The organism is Geodermatophilus chilensis (genome assembly GCF_002802985.1).
GTDB lineage: Bacteria > Actinomycetota > Actinomycetes > Mycobacteriales > Geodermatophilaceae > Geodermatophilus > Geodermatophilus chilensis.
Genome location: NZ_NVPT01000042.1, coordinates 18,656 through 33,779 on the forward strand (window position 1 = coordinate 18,656; position 15,124 = coordinate 33,779).

At 73.2% G+C, this 15,124-nt stretch carries 14 protein-coding genes and 1 tRNA gene; 12 read left to right on the forward strand and 3 right to left on the reverse strand.

Annotated features, from left to right (window positions below; all coding sequences use genetic code 11):
• Nucleotides 1-76 precede the first annotated feature (76 nt).
• From dusB to CNO22_RS09380, 7 genes are all read left to right on the forward strand, one after another.
• On the forward strand, nucleotides 77-1,249 hold the full coding sequence (gene dusB / locus CNO22_RS09350) for a tRNA dihydrouridine synthase DusB (protein WP_100499106.1): 1,173 nt from the start codon (nucleotides 77-79) through the stop codon (nucleotides 1,247-1,249).
• A gap of 41 nt (nucleotides 1,250-1,290) precedes the next feature.
• Nucleotides 1,291-1,737: a hypothetical protein gene (locus tag CNO22_RS09355; RefSeq protein ID WP_100499107.1), complete on the forward strand. Its 447-nt coding sequence runs from the start codon at nucleotides 1,291-1,293 to the stop codon at nucleotides 1,735-1,737.
• A gap of 343 nt (nucleotides 1,738-2,080) precedes the next feature.
• A complete protein-coding gene (ppdK, locus tag CNO22_RS09360; protein WP_100499108.1) occupies nucleotides 2,081-4,792 on the forward strand; it encodes a pyruvate, phosphate dikinase in 2,712 nt (903 codons plus the stop codon).
• 144 nt (nucleotides 4,793-4,936) lie between these two features.
• Complete coding sequence (locus CNO22_RS09365; RefSeq protein WP_232806916.1) at nucleotides 4,937-5,566, forward strand: YdcF family protein; 630 nt, start codon at nucleotides 4,937-4,939, stop codon at nucleotides 5,564-5,566.
• A 5-nt stretch (nucleotides 5,567-5,571) separates the two neighbouring features.
• A complete protein-coding gene (locus CNO22_RS09370; RefSeq protein WP_232806917.1) occupies nucleotides 5,572-5,901 on the forward strand; it encodes a hypothetical protein in 330 nt (109 codons plus the stop codon).
• Nucleotides 5,901-8,291, forward strand: a complete 2,391-nt coding sequence (dnaG, locus tag CNO22_RS09375; protein WP_100499111.1) for a DNA primase — start codon at nucleotides 5,901-5,903, stop codon at nucleotides 8,289-8,291. Before CNO22_RS09370 ends, dnaG begins: the two co-directional genes overlap by 1 nt.
• A complete protein-coding gene (locus CNO22_RS09380) occupies nucleotides 8,288-8,869 on the forward strand; it encodes a hypothetical protein (RefSeq protein WP_100499112.1) in 582 nt (193 codons plus the stop codon). The genes dnaG and CNO22_RS09380 overlap by 4 nt, the downstream gene beginning before the upstream one ends.
• Nucleotides 8,870-8,890: 21 nt before the next feature.
• On the opposite strand, the gene CNO22_RS28965 is transcribed toward CNO22_RS09380, so the two are convergent.
• Nucleotides 8,891-9,211, reverse strand: coding sequence for a hypothetical protein (locus tag CNO22_RS28965; RefSeq protein ID WP_232806918.1), 321 nt, complete (start codon nucleotides 9,209-9,211; stop codon nucleotides 8,891-8,893).
• 140 nt (nucleotides 9,212-9,351) lie between these two features.
• Between CNO22_RS28965 and CNO22_RS09390 the strand changes: the two genes are divergently transcribed.
• A tRNA-Asn gene (locus tag CNO22_RS09390) sits at nucleotides 9,352-9,424 on the forward strand.
• Between the two features lie 164 nt (nucleotides 9,425-9,588).
• Here CNO22_RS09390 and CNO22_RS09395 read toward each other — a convergent pair.
• Nucleotides 9,589-10,428 carry a site-specific integrase gene (locus tag CNO22_RS09395; protein ID WP_100499113.1) on the reverse strand — a complete coding sequence of 280 codons (840 nt, stop codon included), beginning with the start codon at nucleotides 10,426-10,428 and terminating at the stop codon, nucleotides 9,589-9,591.
• An 82-nt stretch (nucleotides 10,429-10,510) separates the two neighbouring features.
• Here CNO22_RS09395 and CNO22_RS09400 point away from each other — a divergent pair, with 82 nt between their 5' ends.
• From CNO22_RS09400 to CNO22_RS09415, 4 genes are all read left to right on the forward strand, one after another.
• The gene (locus tag CNO22_RS09400; RefSeq protein WP_100499114.1) at nucleotides 10,511-10,780 is read left to right on the forward strand and encodes a twin-arginine translocase TatA/TatE family subunit; all 270 of its coding nucleotides are present in this window, start codon (nucleotides 10,511-10,513) and stop codon (nucleotides 10,778-10,780) included.
• A 69-nt stretch (nucleotides 10,781-10,849) separates the two neighbouring features.
• Nucleotides 10,850-11,062: a twin-arginine translocase TatA/TatE family subunit gene (locus tag CNO22_RS09405; protein ID WP_232806919.1), complete on the forward strand. Its 213-nt coding sequence runs from the start codon at nucleotides 10,850-10,852 to the stop codon at nucleotides 11,060-11,062.
• A gap of 201 nt (nucleotides 11,063-11,263) precedes the next feature.
• A complete protein-coding gene (locus CNO22_RS09410) occupies nucleotides 11,264-11,614 on the forward strand; it encodes a hypothetical protein (RefSeq protein WP_100499116.1) in 351 nt (116 codons plus the stop codon).
• A 602-nt stretch (nucleotides 11,615-12,216) separates the two neighbouring features.
• Nucleotides 12,217-13,110 carry a glycerophosphodiester phosphodiesterase gene (locus CNO22_RS09415; protein WP_100499117.1) on the forward strand — a complete coding sequence of 298 codons (894 nt, stop codon included), beginning with the start codon at nucleotides 12,217-12,219 and terminating at the stop codon, nucleotides 13,108-13,110.
• A 587-nt stretch (nucleotides 13,111-13,697) separates the two neighbouring features.
• Here CNO22_RS09415 and CNO22_RS09420 read toward each other — a convergent pair.
• Nucleotides 13,698-14,555, reverse strand: a complete 858-nt coding sequence (locus CNO22_RS09420) for an endonuclease/exonuclease/phosphatase family protein (RefSeq protein WP_198588204.1) — start codon at nucleotides 14,553-14,555, stop codon at nucleotides 13,698-13,700.
• Nucleotides 14,556-15,124 lie beyond the last annotated feature (569 nt).

Sequence of the window (15,124 nt, forward strand, 5' to 3'; positions counted from 1 at the left end):
GCCGCGGGAGCCGACGACAACTGCTCACTCGAGCGGTGGGGGAGGGTGACCCAGCTCGCCACCTACCCTGGAGGTCGTGAGCAGCAGTGTCCTCGAGCGGCCGTCGTCCCCCGCGACCGGCCCGGCTCCGCTGCGCCTGGGCGCGCTCACCGTCGACCCCGCCGTGGTGCTCGCGCCGATGGCCGGCATCACCAACCCGGCCTTCCGCACGCTGTGCCGCGAGTTCGGCGCCGGGCTCTACGTCTGCGAGATGATCACCACGCGGGCGCTGGTCGAGCGCAACGAAAAGACGCTGCAGATGGTGCGCGCGACCCCGGACGAGGCGGACGCCTTCTCCGTCCAGCTCTACGGCGTCGACCCGGCCACCGTCGGCCGCGCGGTGGAGATGCTCGTCGACGAGGGCGTCGCCGGCACCCGCCCCGCGCACGTCGACCTGAACTTCGGCTGCCCGGTGCCCAAGGTGACCCGCAAGGGCGGCGGCTCGGCGCTGCCGTGGCGGCGGGTGCTGTTCCGCGACATCGTGCGCTCCGCCGTCCGGGCGGCGAAGGACGTGCCGGTCACGGTCAAGACCCGGATCGGCATCGACGCCGACCACGTCACCTACCTCGACGCCGGGCGGATCGCGCAGGACGAGGGCGCTGCGGCGATCACCCTGCACGGGCGCACCGCCGACCAGCTCTACAGCGGCACCGCCGACTGGGCCCCGATCGCCCGGCTGGTCGAGGCCGTCGACATCCCGGTGCTCGGCAACGGCGACATCTGGGAGGCGGACGACGCGTTGCGGATGGTCGCCGAGACCGGCTGCGCCGGGGTGGTCATCGGCCGCGGCTGCCTGGGCCGGCCGTGGCTGTTCGGCGACCTGGCCGCCGCCTTCGCGGGGCAGGCCCGCCGCGCGTTGCCGACGCTGCGCGAGGTCGCCGCGGTGATGCACCGGCACGCCACGCTGCTCTCGCAGGACCAGGGCGAGTTGCACGGCTGCACCGACTTCCGCAAGCACGTCGCCTGGTACCTCAAGGGGTTCTCGGTCGGCTCCGACGTCCGCCGCGCGCTGGCGATGGTGAGCGCGCTGGACGAGCTGGCCGAGCTGCTGGCCGGGATCCCCGACCAGCCCTACCCGACGGCGGTGCTCGGCGGGCCGCGCGGGCGGACCAGCCCGCCGCGGCCGGTGGCGCTGCCCGAGGGCTGGCTGGCCGACCGCGACGACCCCCGGCCGCCGGCCGGGGCCGAGCTGCTGGTGAGCGGCGGATGAGCGTCGACGAGCGCGGCGGGCACACAGACCGGAGTCCAGCCATGAGTGACGGCCCCTACCTCTACGACGACGACCCGGCGCCGCTGCACACCGGCACCCCGCGCCCGGCGCGGGCGCTGATCCTCGCGGTGATCGGGGGGACCGTCGCCGTCGCCGTCGGCATGGCCGTCGGCCTGCCGCTGGTGAAGGGCAGCCCCGAGGAGCAGGCGCGCGAGGTCTCCGGCGTCTTCCTCGCCGCGCTGGCCCAGGACGACCTCGAGACCGCCTACGGGCTGCTCTGCGCGGAGGAGCGGGCGCGGCTGGCGCCGCAGGCGGTGCCGACCGAGTACGCCCCCGGCGGCACCGGCGAGGTCACCGGCACGATCGCCGACGAGGTGGACGGCGCCCCGGTGCAGCAGGTCGAGGTCGCCTGGAGTGACGGCAGCACCTCCACCCTCACCGTCGTCAGCGAGCAGGGCGCCCGCGTCTGCGGCACCGCCGCCGGCTGAGAAAAGGACCCCCTGCCCCCCACCGCTCGCAGGCTCGGGCGGGCCCCTGCAGGGGGCCGCCGTCCTCCCCACCGCTCGCAAGCTCGCGGCGGTGCCCTGGACGGGGCCGCCCTGCCCCCGTCGCTCGCAGGCTCACGGCGGGACCCTGCAGGGGGCCGCCCTCCCGGTCCTGCGCCGCGGGCTGGCGCGTCCCCCGACGGTGGTCCACGATCTCTGTCTGGCCCCGAGCGGACGTATGAGACGTCTACCCGCGGGCCGGGCTCGCCGGGGCGGCGACGGGGGACCCCGGGGCGCCGTCCCCGGCAGGCACTGACCAGCCGGCGGACGAGCGCGGAGGTGCACGGTGGGCAGCGGTACCGGGACGGCCACCTGGGTGTACGACTTCAGCGAGGGCAACAAGGACCAGAAGGACCTGCTGGGCGGCAAGGGCGCCAACCTGGCGGAGATGACCAACCTCGGGCTGCCGGTGCCGCCCGGGTTCACCATCACCACCGACGCTTGCCGCTTCTACCTCGAGCACGGCCGGACCCCGCCCGAGCTGGCCGACCAGGTGACCGAGCACCTGACCGCGCTGGAGAAGGCGATGGGCAAGACCCTCGGCGACCCGTCGGACCCGCTCCTGGTGTCCGTGCGGTCCGGTGCCGCGGCCTCGATGCCCGGGATGATGGAGACCGTCCTCAACGTCGGCCTCAACGACGAGTCGGTCCGCGGGCTGGCCACCCAGTCCGGCAGCGAGCGCTTCGCCTGGGACTCCTATCGCCGGCTGATCCAGATGTTCGGCAAGACCGTCCTCGGCCTCGACGGCGAGCTGCTCGAGCACGTCCTCGACGAGGTCAAGAGCGAGCAGGGCACCGACTCCGACCTGGACCTCGACGCCGAGCACCTCGAGGACGTCGTCGGCCGGTTCAAGGCCATCGTCCGCGAGCAGTGCGGCCGCGACTTCCCGCAGGACCCGCGCGAGCAGCTGGACCTCGCCATCAACGCCGTCTTCGACTCGTGGAACTCCGAGCGGGCGATCCTCTACCGCCGCCGCGAGCGCATCCCCGGCGACGCCGGCACCGCGGTCAACGTCGTCGCCATGGTGTTCGGCAACCTCGGCATGGACTCCGGCACCGGCGTCGCCTTCACCCGCGACCCGGGCAGCGGCGAGCAGGGCGTGTACGGCGACTACCTGCAGAACGCGCAGGGCGAGGACGTCGTCGCCGGCATCCGCAACACCGTGCCGCTGCCCGAGCTGGAGCGGATCGACGAGGGCGCCTACCGCGAGCTGCTGTCGACCATGAGCACGCTGGAGTCGCACTACCGCGACCTGTGCGACATCGAGTTCACCGTCGAGCGCAACAAGCTCTGGATGCTGCAGACCCGCGTCGGCAAGCGGACGGCGGCCGCGGCCTTCCGGATCGCCACCCAGCTGGTCGACGAGGGCCTGATCGACATGGACGAGGCGGTCCGGCGGGTCACCGGCGACCAGCTGGCCCAGCTGATGTTCCCGCGGTTCGTCTCCGGCGGGGACGCCACCCAGCTCACCCAGGGCATGAACGCCTCGCCGGGCGCCGCCGTCGGCAAGGCCGTGTTCTCCTCCGAGACCGCCGTCCAGTGGGCCGACCGGGGCGAGAAGGTCGTGCTGGTCCGCCGGGAGACCAACCCCGACGACCTCTCGGGGATGATCGCCGCCGAGGGCGTCCTGACCAGCCGCGGCGGCAAGACCTCGCACGCCGCCGTCGTCGCCCGCGGCATGGGCAAGACCTGCGTCTGCGGTGCCGAGGAGCTGCAGGTCGACACCAAGGCCAGGCGGTTCACCGCCCCCGGCGGCGTCACCGTCGAGGAGGGCGACGTCATCTCCATCGACGGCTCCACCGGCAAGGTATGGCTGGGCGAGGTGCCGGTCGAGGCCCCGGCCGTCGTCCGCTACTTCGAGGGCGAGATCGACCCGGACTCCGCCGAGGCCGACGACCTGGTGCGCAGCGTGCACCGGATCCTGACCCACGCCGACGAGGTGCGGCGGCTGGACGTGCGCACCAACGCCGACACCCCCGAGGACTCCGCCCGCGCCCGGCGGTTCGGCGCCCGCGGAATCGGCCTGTGCCGGACAGAGCACATGTTCCTGGGCGACCGGCGGCAGTTGGTGGAGAAACTCATCCTCGCCGAGGACGAGGAGGGCAAGCAGGCTGCCCTCGACGCGCTGGCGCCCTTGCAGAAGCAGGACTTCCTGGAGATCTTCGAGGCGATGGACGGGCTGCCGGTGACCGTGCGGCTGCTCGACCCGCCGCTGCACGAGTTCCTGCCCGACCTCACCGACCTCGCGGTGCGGGTGGCGGTCGCGGAGGCCGAGGGTCACCCGGACGAGGCCAACCTGCGGCTGCTGGCCGCCGTGCGGCGGATGCACGAGGAGAACCCGATGCTCGGCCTGCGGGGCGTGCGCCTCGGGCTCGTCCAGCCGGGGCTGTTCGCCATGCAGGTGCGGGCCATCGCCGAGGCGGCCTGCGAGCGCAAGGCGGCCGGCGGCGACCCGCGGCCGGAGATCATGATCCCGCTGGTCGGCGCGGTGCAGGAGCTCGAGGCCATCCGCGAGGAGTCCGAGCAGGTCCTGGCCTCGGTGTTCGAGGAGCGCGGCGTCGAGCTCGACGTCCTCATCGGCACGATGATCGAGGTGCCCCGGGCCGCGCTCACCGCCGCCGAGATCGCCCAGTCGGCCGCGTTCTTCTCCTTCGGCACCAACGACCTGACCCAGATGACCTGGGGCTTCTCGCGGGACGACGTCGAGGCCGCGTTCTTCCACGCCTACCTGGACAAGGGCATCTTCGGGGTGTCGCCGTTCGAGTCGCTGGACCGGCCCGGCGTCGGCCGGCTGGTGGAGCTCGCCGCCCAGGAGGGGCGGTCGGCGCGGCCGGAGCTCAAGCTCGGCGTCTGCGGCGAGCACGGCGGCGACCCGGAATCGGTGCACTTCTTCCACGAGGTGGGGCTGGACTACGTGTCCTGCTCGCCGTTCCGCGTCCCGGTGGCCCGGCTCGAGGCCGGCCGCGCGGCGCTGGGGGCGGACCGCGCCGGCTCCTGAGCGGGGCTCGGCCCCCGCGAGATCGGCGGTCTCGTGGCCATCAGCGGCTGATCGCCACGACACCGCCGATCTCGCGCGCGGGGTGGCCCGGCACACCCGTCACACCGCCTCCGAACCGACAGCCCCGCGTGGTACCCATGACGCGTGGGAGTGAGCGCGGGGAGCCTGGTGGGCCGGGCGGTGGGGGCGTTCGTGCTCGCCGTCGTCCTGCTCGTCGTCTCCACCGCGACGGCGATCTGGTGGACGGCGCGGAAGGACGCTCGGCCGGCCTCCGACGCGATCGTGGTGCTCGGGTCGGCCCAGTACAACGGCGTCCCGTCGTCCATCTTCGAGGCGCGGCTGGAGCACGCGCTGCAGCTGTACGAGGCCGGCGTCGCGCCGGTGATCGTGACCGTCGGCGGGAAGGCCGACGGCGACCAGTTCACCGAGGCGGAGTCCGGCCGCGCCTACCTCGCCGAAGGGGGCGTCCCGGAGGACGCGCTGCTCGCGGTCGAGGAGGGCGTCGACACGCTGGAGAGCATGCGGGCCGTCGGCACCGCGTTCGACGAGCGCGGCTGGGAGTCCGCGGTGCTGGTGACCGACCCGTGGCACGCCATGCGCGCCGAGCGGATGGCCGAGGACGCCGGCATCACCGCCGACAGCTCGCCCACCCGGCAGGGCCCGGCGGTGCAGACCCGCGCCACGCAGTTCCGCTACATCCTGCGCGAGACGGCAGCCTACCTGCTCTACCGCGCGACCGGCGAGAGCATCGCCGGCGCCCCCGGGATCGGGTGAGGCACGTGCTCGAGCTGGGCAGGGCCGGCAGCGCCGGCACCGGGAAGAGAGTGCGGCCCGTGCTGCGCGACGGCGTCGTCGTCGCCACGCTGCGGGCCGCCCACTGGAAGGAGGCGGCCACGGCCGTCGTGGACGACCGCGAGCGGGTACTCGCCGAGGACGGCCCGGAGTTGATCAGCCGGTGGCCGGCGGGGACGGCGCGGCTGCGCGCCCGCCAGACGTCGTGGTGGCGCGGCACGTGGGACGTCGACATCGAGGAACCGGTCCTGGGCCGCCGGGACGCCGTCATCGCCGGGGGAGCCGACGGCGGCAGCGACGGCGGAGGGGGCGACTGATGGCCGGCCGCGGACGCATCCGCGCCGCCGACATCGCGTTGGTCCGCGAGCGGTCGCGGATCGACGAGGTGATCGGCGACCACCTGCAGCTCAAGCGTGCCGGCGGCGGCAGCCTCAAGGGACTGTGCCCGTTCCACGACGAGAAGTCGCCGTCGTTCCACGTCACGCCCTCAAGGGGGCTCTACCACTGCCTGGCGGGTGAGACCGGAGTCCTCACCGAGCACGGCGTCGTCCCCATCCGCGAGCTCGCCGGCCGCACGGTCCGAGTGCTCGACGGGGACGGCGGCTGGGTCGAGGCGCCGTTCCGGTCGTACGGGGTACAGCGGCTGATGACGCTGACGCTCAGCCGCAACGGCCGGACGAAGGTCCTCCACGCGACCGACGAACACCGCTGGTTCGTCCCGTCGGGGAAGCTCCGGCAGGACCGCCGCGAGAAGCTGACCAGGGACCTCCGCCCGGGTGACGTGCTGGTCTCGACGTTCCCGCGGGAACGCGTGTCCGCGCTGGCGGGGGTGGGGGCGGCAGCCCAGGCAGCCCCGGACGTCACCGGAGTCGCGGCGGCCCGGGCTCGGCAGCGGGGCGAGAACTGGGTCGTCCGGTCGGTCGAGTGGTCCGACCGGGTGGAGGAGGTCTTCTGCGCCGAGGTCCCCGGCACGCACGCCTTCACGCTCGAGGACGACATCCTCACCGGGAACTGCTTCGGCTGCGGGGTGGGTGGCGACGTCATCCGCTTCGTGCAGGAGATCGACCACCTGTCCTTCACCGAGGCGGTCGAGCTGCTGGCCGGGCGGGCCAACGTCGAGCTGCACTACGAGGACGACGGCGGCCGCCCCACCGGCGCCCCGGACCGCTCGCAGGTCGGACAGCGGGCCCGGCTGGTCGCGGCCAACACCGCGGCGGCGGCCTTCTATGCCGAGCAGCTGGGCAGCCCGGATGCCGCGCCGGCCCGGCAGTTCCTCGCCGACCGCGGCTTCGACCGGCAGGTGGCGCTGGACTTCGGCTGCGGCTTCGCCCCCGGCGGCTGGGACACGCTGACCCGGCACCTGCGCGGCAACGGCTTCACGCAGCAGGAGCTGGTGACGGCGGGCCTGGCCAAGGAGTCCAGCCGCGGCACGCTCATCGACCGCTTCCACCGCCGGCTGGTCTGGCCGATCAAGGACATCACCGGCGACGTCATCGGCTTCGGTGCCCGCAAGCTGCTCGACGACGACCCCGGGCCCAAGTACCTGAACACTCCGGAGACGCCGCTCTACAAGAAGAGCAGCGTGCTCTACGGCGTCGACCGGGCCAAGCGCGACATCGCCCGCCGTCACCAGGCCGTCGTCGTCGAGGGCTACACCGACGTCATGGCCTGCCACCTGGCCGGCGTGACCACCGCCGTCGCCTCGTGCGGCACGGCGTTCGGCCCGGAGCACATCGGCGTGCTGCGCCGGCTGCTCATGGACCAGGACGAGTTCCGCGGCGAGGTCATCTACACCTTCGACGGGGACGCCGCCGGGCAGGCCGCGGCGATGAAGACCTTCGCCGAGGACCAGCGCTTCGTGGGTCAGACGTTCGTCGCGGTGGAGCCCGACGGGCGCGACCCGTGCGAACTGCGGCAGGCGCACGGCGACGCCGCCGTCCGTGACCTGGTGGGGCGGCGGACGCCGCTGATCGCGTTCGTCCTCAAGACCACGCTGGCCGGTTACGACCTCGACACCGTCGAGGGCCGGGTGGCCGCGCTGGAGAAGACCGCGCCGCTGGTCGCGCAGATCAAGGACCACGCGCTGCGCCCGGCCTACGCCCGCCAGCTGGCCGGGATGATCGGCAACACCGACGAGGCCGAGGTGCTCGAGCGGGTCCGCCGGTCCACCGGGGACGGCGGCCAGCCCGCGCGCGGCCGGCCGCGGACGCCGAAGAAGAGCCCGGACGACGTCGCGGTCGAGGTCGAGCGCGAGGCGCTCAAGGCCGTGCTGCAGGCGCCGGAGCTGGCCGGGCCGTCGTTCGACGCCATCCCGGTCGAGGCCTACACCGACCCGGACTACGCCGCCGTCGCCGCGGCCGTCGCGCAGGCCGGGGGAGCGGCCGCCACCCGGGTCAGCGGTCCGGGCTGGCTGGACGAGGTGGCCGCCCACTGCACCCGGGAGAGCGCGACCGCGCTGCTGACCGCGCTGGCCGTCGAGCCGATGCGCTCGGTAGGCGAGGCCGACGCCGGCTACGTCAACGCGGTGCTCGCCCGGCTGGAGGAGATGCACACCGTCCGCCAGGTGGCCGCCCTCAAGGGCCGGCTGCAGCGGATGAACCCGGTCGAGGCCGGTGACGAGTACATGAAGGCGTTCGGCGCGCTCATGGCCCTGGAGCAGCAGGCGATCTCGCTGCGCAAACGGGCGATGGGCGGGTTGGGCGCGTGACGATCCTCGACCGCCTGCGGCAGCGGTTCACCCGGCCGCCGGAGCTGGTCCGGGCGGTGGCGCTGGCCTCGCCGGACCCCGACGAGCGGGTGCTGGCCTGGGGGACGCTGGTGCGTGACCAGGGCTGGCTGGTCGCGACGTCCCGCGGGCTGCGCCGGGTGCCGGCCGATCTGCCGCTGCCGGAGGCCGGGGACGTCGGCGTCCTGCCGTGGCACGAGGTCGGCACCGCCCGGTGGACGGGGACCGGCGACGGCGGCGGCCGCTTCGAGGTGACCCCGCTGACCGAGGTCGAGCCCGGGGTGCAGGCGCGGCTGCCGGAGGAGACGCACGCGCTGACCGACGCGGGGGGCCTGCCGCCCGTCGTCCGCCGGCGGGTGGACCAGACCGTGGTCGCCAGCCGGCGCGTTCCGCTGCCCGGCGGGGGCGGCGTCGTGCTCGTCGCCCGGCGGCTGCCCGGACAGGCGGAGCGGGAGTGGACCGTCGTCTTCGACGACGACGCCGACCGCAACGACCCCACTGCCCGGGAGGTCGCCCGGCAGAAGCTGGCCGAGGCGGTCGCGGCCGACCAGCCGGGCTGAGCCGGCCGCGTCCGCCCGGGGTCAGACCCCGCCGGTGGTGTCCGGCGGCGGCAGCGGCGTGTCCGAGGCCGAGGTGGTGCGGGGGGCCGTGCGGGCCCGCGGGACCGAGCCGGGGCGGGTCGCCGTCGAGCGGTCGCTGGAGCCACCCAGGCCGATCCGGGCACGAGCCGAGTTCAGCACGCCGTCGGCGCGGGCCTGTGCCATGCCGGCCAGGCCCTGCAGCTGCGGGTTGTCCTGGGCGTGCTCCCACGCCCGGCGGATCTGCTCGTAGCGCTCCGTACCGGCCTTCGCGCCGAGGACGTAGCCGGCACCGAAGCCGACGAGGAAGGACAGCTTCGCCATGGAGAACCTCCAGGTGAGACGCGGGGGACCGGACGATCACGGTAGCCGCGATCCGGTGTGGCGCGCGACGCGAAGGGCCCTGCGCGGCTGCGCGGAGGGTGTGGGGTAACCTCGTCCCTGCGCGCGGGCCAGCCCGCCGATCCCCCGTAGCTCAATTGGCAGAGCATGCGACTGTTAATCGCAGGGTTATTGGTTCGAGTCCAATCGGGGGAGCAAAATTCCAGGTCAAGGCCCTGATGGGCTTCGGGCGTCGGGCGCGACGACCAACAAACGACCAACAAAGTCTCCGGGCGGAGACAGCTGCCGGACGCCGTCGTCCACGGCCGGGCGCGAGCCGTCCGAGTCCAGTGGCCGCGCTGGGTGAGCAGGAGCGCGGCCTACCTGAGGCGCTGCAGAGCGGCGGCCGCGTCCGGGCTGGCCAGGCCGCGACCCATGTAGACGTCCTGGGTGAGGCTGGGCCGGTTGTGCCCCAGATGGTCGGCGATCTGGCGAGCCGACAGCCCGGCCTCGTCGAGCCGGGTGGCCACGGTCTTGCGGAAGACGTGCGACGTGACCCAGGCGAACCCGGCGCGGTCGAGCACCTTGCGGAGGTCTCCGCTGGTGTTGTTGGGATCGCGGAGCCGACCCGACGGGCTCGGGAAGAAGACATCCAGGTCGCCGGGGGCGTGCCCTTCGGACTGGCGGCGGCGCAGCAGGTCGACGACGTAGGTCGGCAGGCCGATGGTGCGTCGGCCGGCGACGGACTTGGGGAACTCCTGGATGATCAGCCCGCGGCCGGGCACGCGCACCACGGTGGCGGCGATGGTGAGCGCTGCATGGTCCAGATCGACCGACGGGCGCCGCACCGCGCAAGCCTCTCCGATGCGTACTCCAGTGCTGAGCATGAACTCCACCAGATCCGGGAGGTCAAGTCGGAGCGCCTCCGGATCCATGGACAGCCTGACCAGCAGCTGCTCGGCCTCCGGGACCGTGAGTGCTCGCGGTCCTTGCGCAGTGCGCTTCTGCGTGCGCTTGGTCGACGTCTCGCGTACCGGGTTGGTCGTGAGCGCACCGTGCCGCACGGCCAGCGACAACATGCCGGACAAGACGCTGCGCGCGGACTTGGCCGCGCCGACGCCGTGGCTGGTGCGGACCGCGCGAAACGCGCGGTCGACCGCGGGGACGGTCACCTCCCGCAGCCGCAGCTCACCCAGCGCTGGCAGTACGTACGACGTCACCGCGAAGCGGTACAGCCGCTTGGTTCCTGTCCGGCGGGGAGGACGGCGGTCCCGGCGACCCGCTTCGGGGGAGGAGCGTGCGGTGTTCAGCTCGATCGGCTGGGGCGAGATCGTCGTCCTGGCTCTCGCCGCCCTGTTCGTCTTCGGGCCCGACCGGCTGCCCGACCTGACCCAGCAGGCCGCCGCCGGCCTCAGGCGACTGCGCTCGGCCATGACCGGCATCCGAGGCCAGCTGGACCAGGAGCTCGGTGAGGACATCGACCGGCTCCGTGCCCTGCGTCAGTACCACCCGCGGACCCTTGTCCGCGAACACCTGCTGGCCGACGACACCCAGTCCGGTCGCTTGGGCTGACGACCCGGCGCTCAGCAACCGCGACCTCCTCGACGACCACGAAGGGAACGACCCGTGAGCCTCGGGCCGATGGAGATCGGCCTGATCCTCCTGGCCGGGCTCCTGCTGTTCGGCTACGAGAAGCTGCCCGACGCCTCCCGCTCGCTGGGGCGCTCCCTCCGCATCTTCAAGGGCGAGATGAAAGGCCTCAAGGACGACGACATGGGGCGCGACAAGGCAGGAACGCCCATCCGCGGGGAGCTTCTGCCGATGACGCCCACCTCCGGTCCGGGAGTGCCGTGACCACCCGACCGCAGTCGAGGCCGACGCTAAAGGGGCGGGGCCACAGGCCGACCCTCGCGAGCCGGCGATGGCCTCGCGCCCTTGCGAAGTCCATGTCGGCATGGCTTCGCTGAGTCGGCTCGCCGGACCTCGACGTGAGATCGACCTTGCGCTCTCAGATACAGCGGTCGTGCATGCCGCGTGCAGTGGGGGAGTGTCGAAGTGATCATCGCCGTCCGGACAACGGTGCCCGCTGCGGACTTGGCCGTGGCTCGCGAGGTCACCCGATTCCTCGAGCGCCGGGCGGCCCTGGAACACCCGCCGGCCACGTTGACCGTCTCGTACGCGGTCGCCCTCGGCATCGCCGGCATGTTCGCCAGCCCGACGCTGTTCGGGCAGGTGCTCGACCGCTTCTCCACCGGTGGCGCGGTCGACGGCGACGAGCTGGTCGAGGCGGCGCAGTTCGAGCAGGGGTTCGCGACGGCAGAGGGCTACGCCGCCCTGCGCTGCCTCATTCTCTGGGTGCAGAGCCGCATGCAACGCCAGGGGCAGCAACAGGCCTGGCGCCTGTAGGCCAATCGAGGACTGGTCGCCCACTGCCCTGCAGCAGGGCGGTCGTACGCCCTCGAAGGGGTGGACAGTCGGCGTCGCGGCCCGCACACGGCCATGTCCTTCCAGACGGTCTGGAAACTCCCGACGGCACCCAGCCGAACCAGCACGCCAGGCTCCGTGGAGGACGTCGACGAATAACGCTCCCGCGGCGACGGCATCTTCTCCAACGCCACCAGCGGCGATGAGCAGAAGGCGGGCCAGGTGTGGGAGTACCGGCCGCGCGGACGCTCCGGTGGCAGCTGATCCTGCTGTTCGAGGCCCCGGACCCGGCGCTGCTCGACGCGCCGGACCACATCACGGTCAGCCCACGCGGCGGGCTGGTGCTGTGCGAGGACGGTGGGCCTGCTCCAGCCCGGACGGCGAGGTCTCGTTCGTGGACATCCAGACGCCGGGTGGCCCGGTTGACGCCCGCGCGCACTCCCGGGCCGCCGATCAGCACCTCACCCCGAGCCTCCTGACCTTCACCTCACGGTCACGGAACCGTCGCGCGGAGCACGCGCCGTGGCTGCCGGCCCTTCCTAGCGTCACCGGCGTCCCTGGAAACCCACACGGAAAGCAGGAGCATGCTGCACGCCGCCCGCACCGCCCTGACGGGGCTGTTCGTCACCACTGCACTGGTCGGAGGGGCCTCCGGCGCCCTCGCCGAGGAGCACTCCCGTGGCTCCGCATCCTCGGGTGAGGTCGAGGTCATCGCTCACCGTGGGGCCTCGGCCTACGCGCCGGAGAACACCTTGCCCGCAGTCGACCTCGGCGCCGACATGCGCGCCGACTACGTCGAGATCGACGTCCAGATGAGCAGCGACGGAGAACTCGTCGTCATGCACGACACCACGCTGGCCCGCACCACCGACGTGGAGACCCACTACCCGGACCGCGCCCCGTGGAACGTCCGTGACTTCACGCTGGAGGAGATCGAGACCCTCGATGCCGGGTCCTGGTTCGGCGCCGAGTTCGCCGGTACGGGCGTGCCGACCCTGCAGCAGGTGCTCGACACGCTGCGCGGCCGCGCCGGGCTGCTCCTGGAGGTCAAGAGCCCGCAGCTGTACCCGGGTATCGCCGAGGCCATCGTCGCCGAGCTCGACGGCGAGGGCTGGCTGCAGGCCGACCCCCGCGCCGGCCGCCTGATCGTGCAGTCCTTCGACTGGCAGTTCATGGAGCAGTTCAACGAGCTCGCCCCCCAGGTGCCCGCCGGCCTGCTCGGCGGCCCGCCGTCGGAGGCGCAGATGGCCGAGCTGTCCGCCTGGGCCGACCAGATCAACCCCAGCCACACCCGTGTGACGGCTGCCTTCGTCGACATGGTGCACCGCTACGGCATGGAGACCTGGCCCTACACCGTCAACGACGCCGACCGCATGCGCCAGCTCATCGACCTCGGCGTCGACGGCGTCATCACGGACCGGCCCGACGTCCTCATCGAGGTCGTCGACGAGGACCGGGGCGAGCGCCAGGCCGCATAGCCCCGGTCAGTCACCCCGCCCCCCAGTGGAGGAGCCCCACCTCGTGGCGGGGCTCCTCCCGCCGTATCAGGGTCCATGGGGACCGGATCCGGTCACCGCGGCAGCCGCCCGCAGCCGTACACGACGGTCTGCCGTCCTCTCCGGGCTGCGCGCGGGAGGGCCCGGGCTCGACCGGTGTCCCGGTGTCGAACGGGCACAGGCTCCAGGTGCTCGGCGGTGCGATCGATGCCGCACGACCCGCGCCAGGTCGCATCGGGGGCAGTGACGAACGGAAGGCGGACGCCACGGACCGGGCGCGGGCGCGGGGCGGAGCGTCCGGGTGCGCGACCGACAGGGCTGGTGTCCCGGCCCCGTCCCGAGCGCGGCCCCGGCCGTGATGATCCGCGGCTCATCCCCACGACATCGTGACTCTGGTGCGCCCCAGTCGGACGGCCGTGGGCGATCGGTCGCCGTCCTCCGATGTACCCGGGAAGACCGCGTGACGACGCCCGTCCGGCCGACTCGACGAACTGGTCCGGCCGTCCTCGGATCGGCACGTCACGGTGACCCGCCACCCGGGGCGGCGGGTCACCGTGACGGGGATCGGGTCAGCGGTCGGCGGAGCGCACCGATGCGCCGGTGCCCACGCGGTCGCCGGGCAGGGCGAGGTCGGCGATCACCGGCAGGTGGTCGGAGCCGTCGGTGCTCAGGACGGCGGCGGTGCGAGCCACGACGTCGTCGCTGTGCATGACGTAGTCGATCCGCGCGTACGGGTTCTCGGCGGACAGGGTGTAGCCGTTCCCCACCCCGGCCTCGGCCCAGGCGTCGACCAGGTCCTCGGTGATCGCATCGATCTCAGGGGTGTCCGGGCGGGCGTTGAGATCTCCGGTGAGCACGACGGAATCCTGGGGGACGCCGATGATCTCGCGGACCGCGGCGATCTGGGCGATGCGCTCCTGCTGGCTGTTGTGCTGCAGGTGGGTGGTGAAGACCCTGACCGGCACGCCACGCACGGTGACGAGCGCCTCCAGCAGGCCGCGCTGCTCGAGGTTCCCCGCCCGGGGCAGCAGGGTATTGCGCCAGTCGTGGATGGGGGCGTCGGAGAGGATCGCGGTGCCGTACTGGCGCCGCGGCTCACCGGGGGCGAGCGGGTCCTTGTCCAGGTTGGCGCCGTACACGACGTGCATCCGGAGCATCCGTGCCAGGTCGGCGGCCTGGTCGGCGAAGTCGCTGCGCTCGCTCCAGTGCCGGTCGACCTCCTGGAGGCCGACGACGTCGGCACCGGAGTCGCGGATCTCGCTCGCGATGCGTTCGAGGTCCAGGCGACCGTCGACGCCCTGGCCGTGGTGGATGTTGTACGACATCACCCGGACCGGCCGGTCGGGTGCCGCCGGCTCGGCGTGGGCGGTTGCGGACGTCGTCGTGGCCAGGGCAGCTGTGAGAGCGGTGATCGTCGCCAGGCGCAACGCCCGGGTGCAGTGTCGAGGGCATGGAACGGTCTCCCGAGGGTGAGGGGACGTGGCGGACCTGCTGACCGAAGAACGCCCGGGTGGCGGGTACACCGAGGGCGGTCGGCGCACCCGTGAACGGGGAGTGACCACTCTGCGTTGACGGCCGGTGACGCCACGTCCGCGCCCCCGCGGCCGCCCACGGTGCGGAAGCGGACCTCGTCCGACCGCGGGGGTGGCGGCTGTCCGGTGGTCGGGGCTGGACCGGTCATGCCGGGTGAGCGACCGGAGCCCCCCTCGCGGTGGCTGCTCGAGACGGTGGTGGGATGGCCCGGTGACACGACAGGCGGAACTGCTCGGCACGGTGGCGGGACGCCTGGAGGACCAGTTCCCGTACGCGTGCCCTGTGTTGATTCAGAACGCGTCTCGAAACTCGGTGAGGCGCGGCGGCGTGGCAGTCCGGTGACGTGACGAGCTCCTGGTAGGGTGGGTGGTTCCTACACCGTCCAGCCCTCACCAGGAGCTCGGATGTCAGTGTCGCCGGTCTGCTCGTGCCTGTCATGCCCGACCCACGCGGCCGCCGCAGG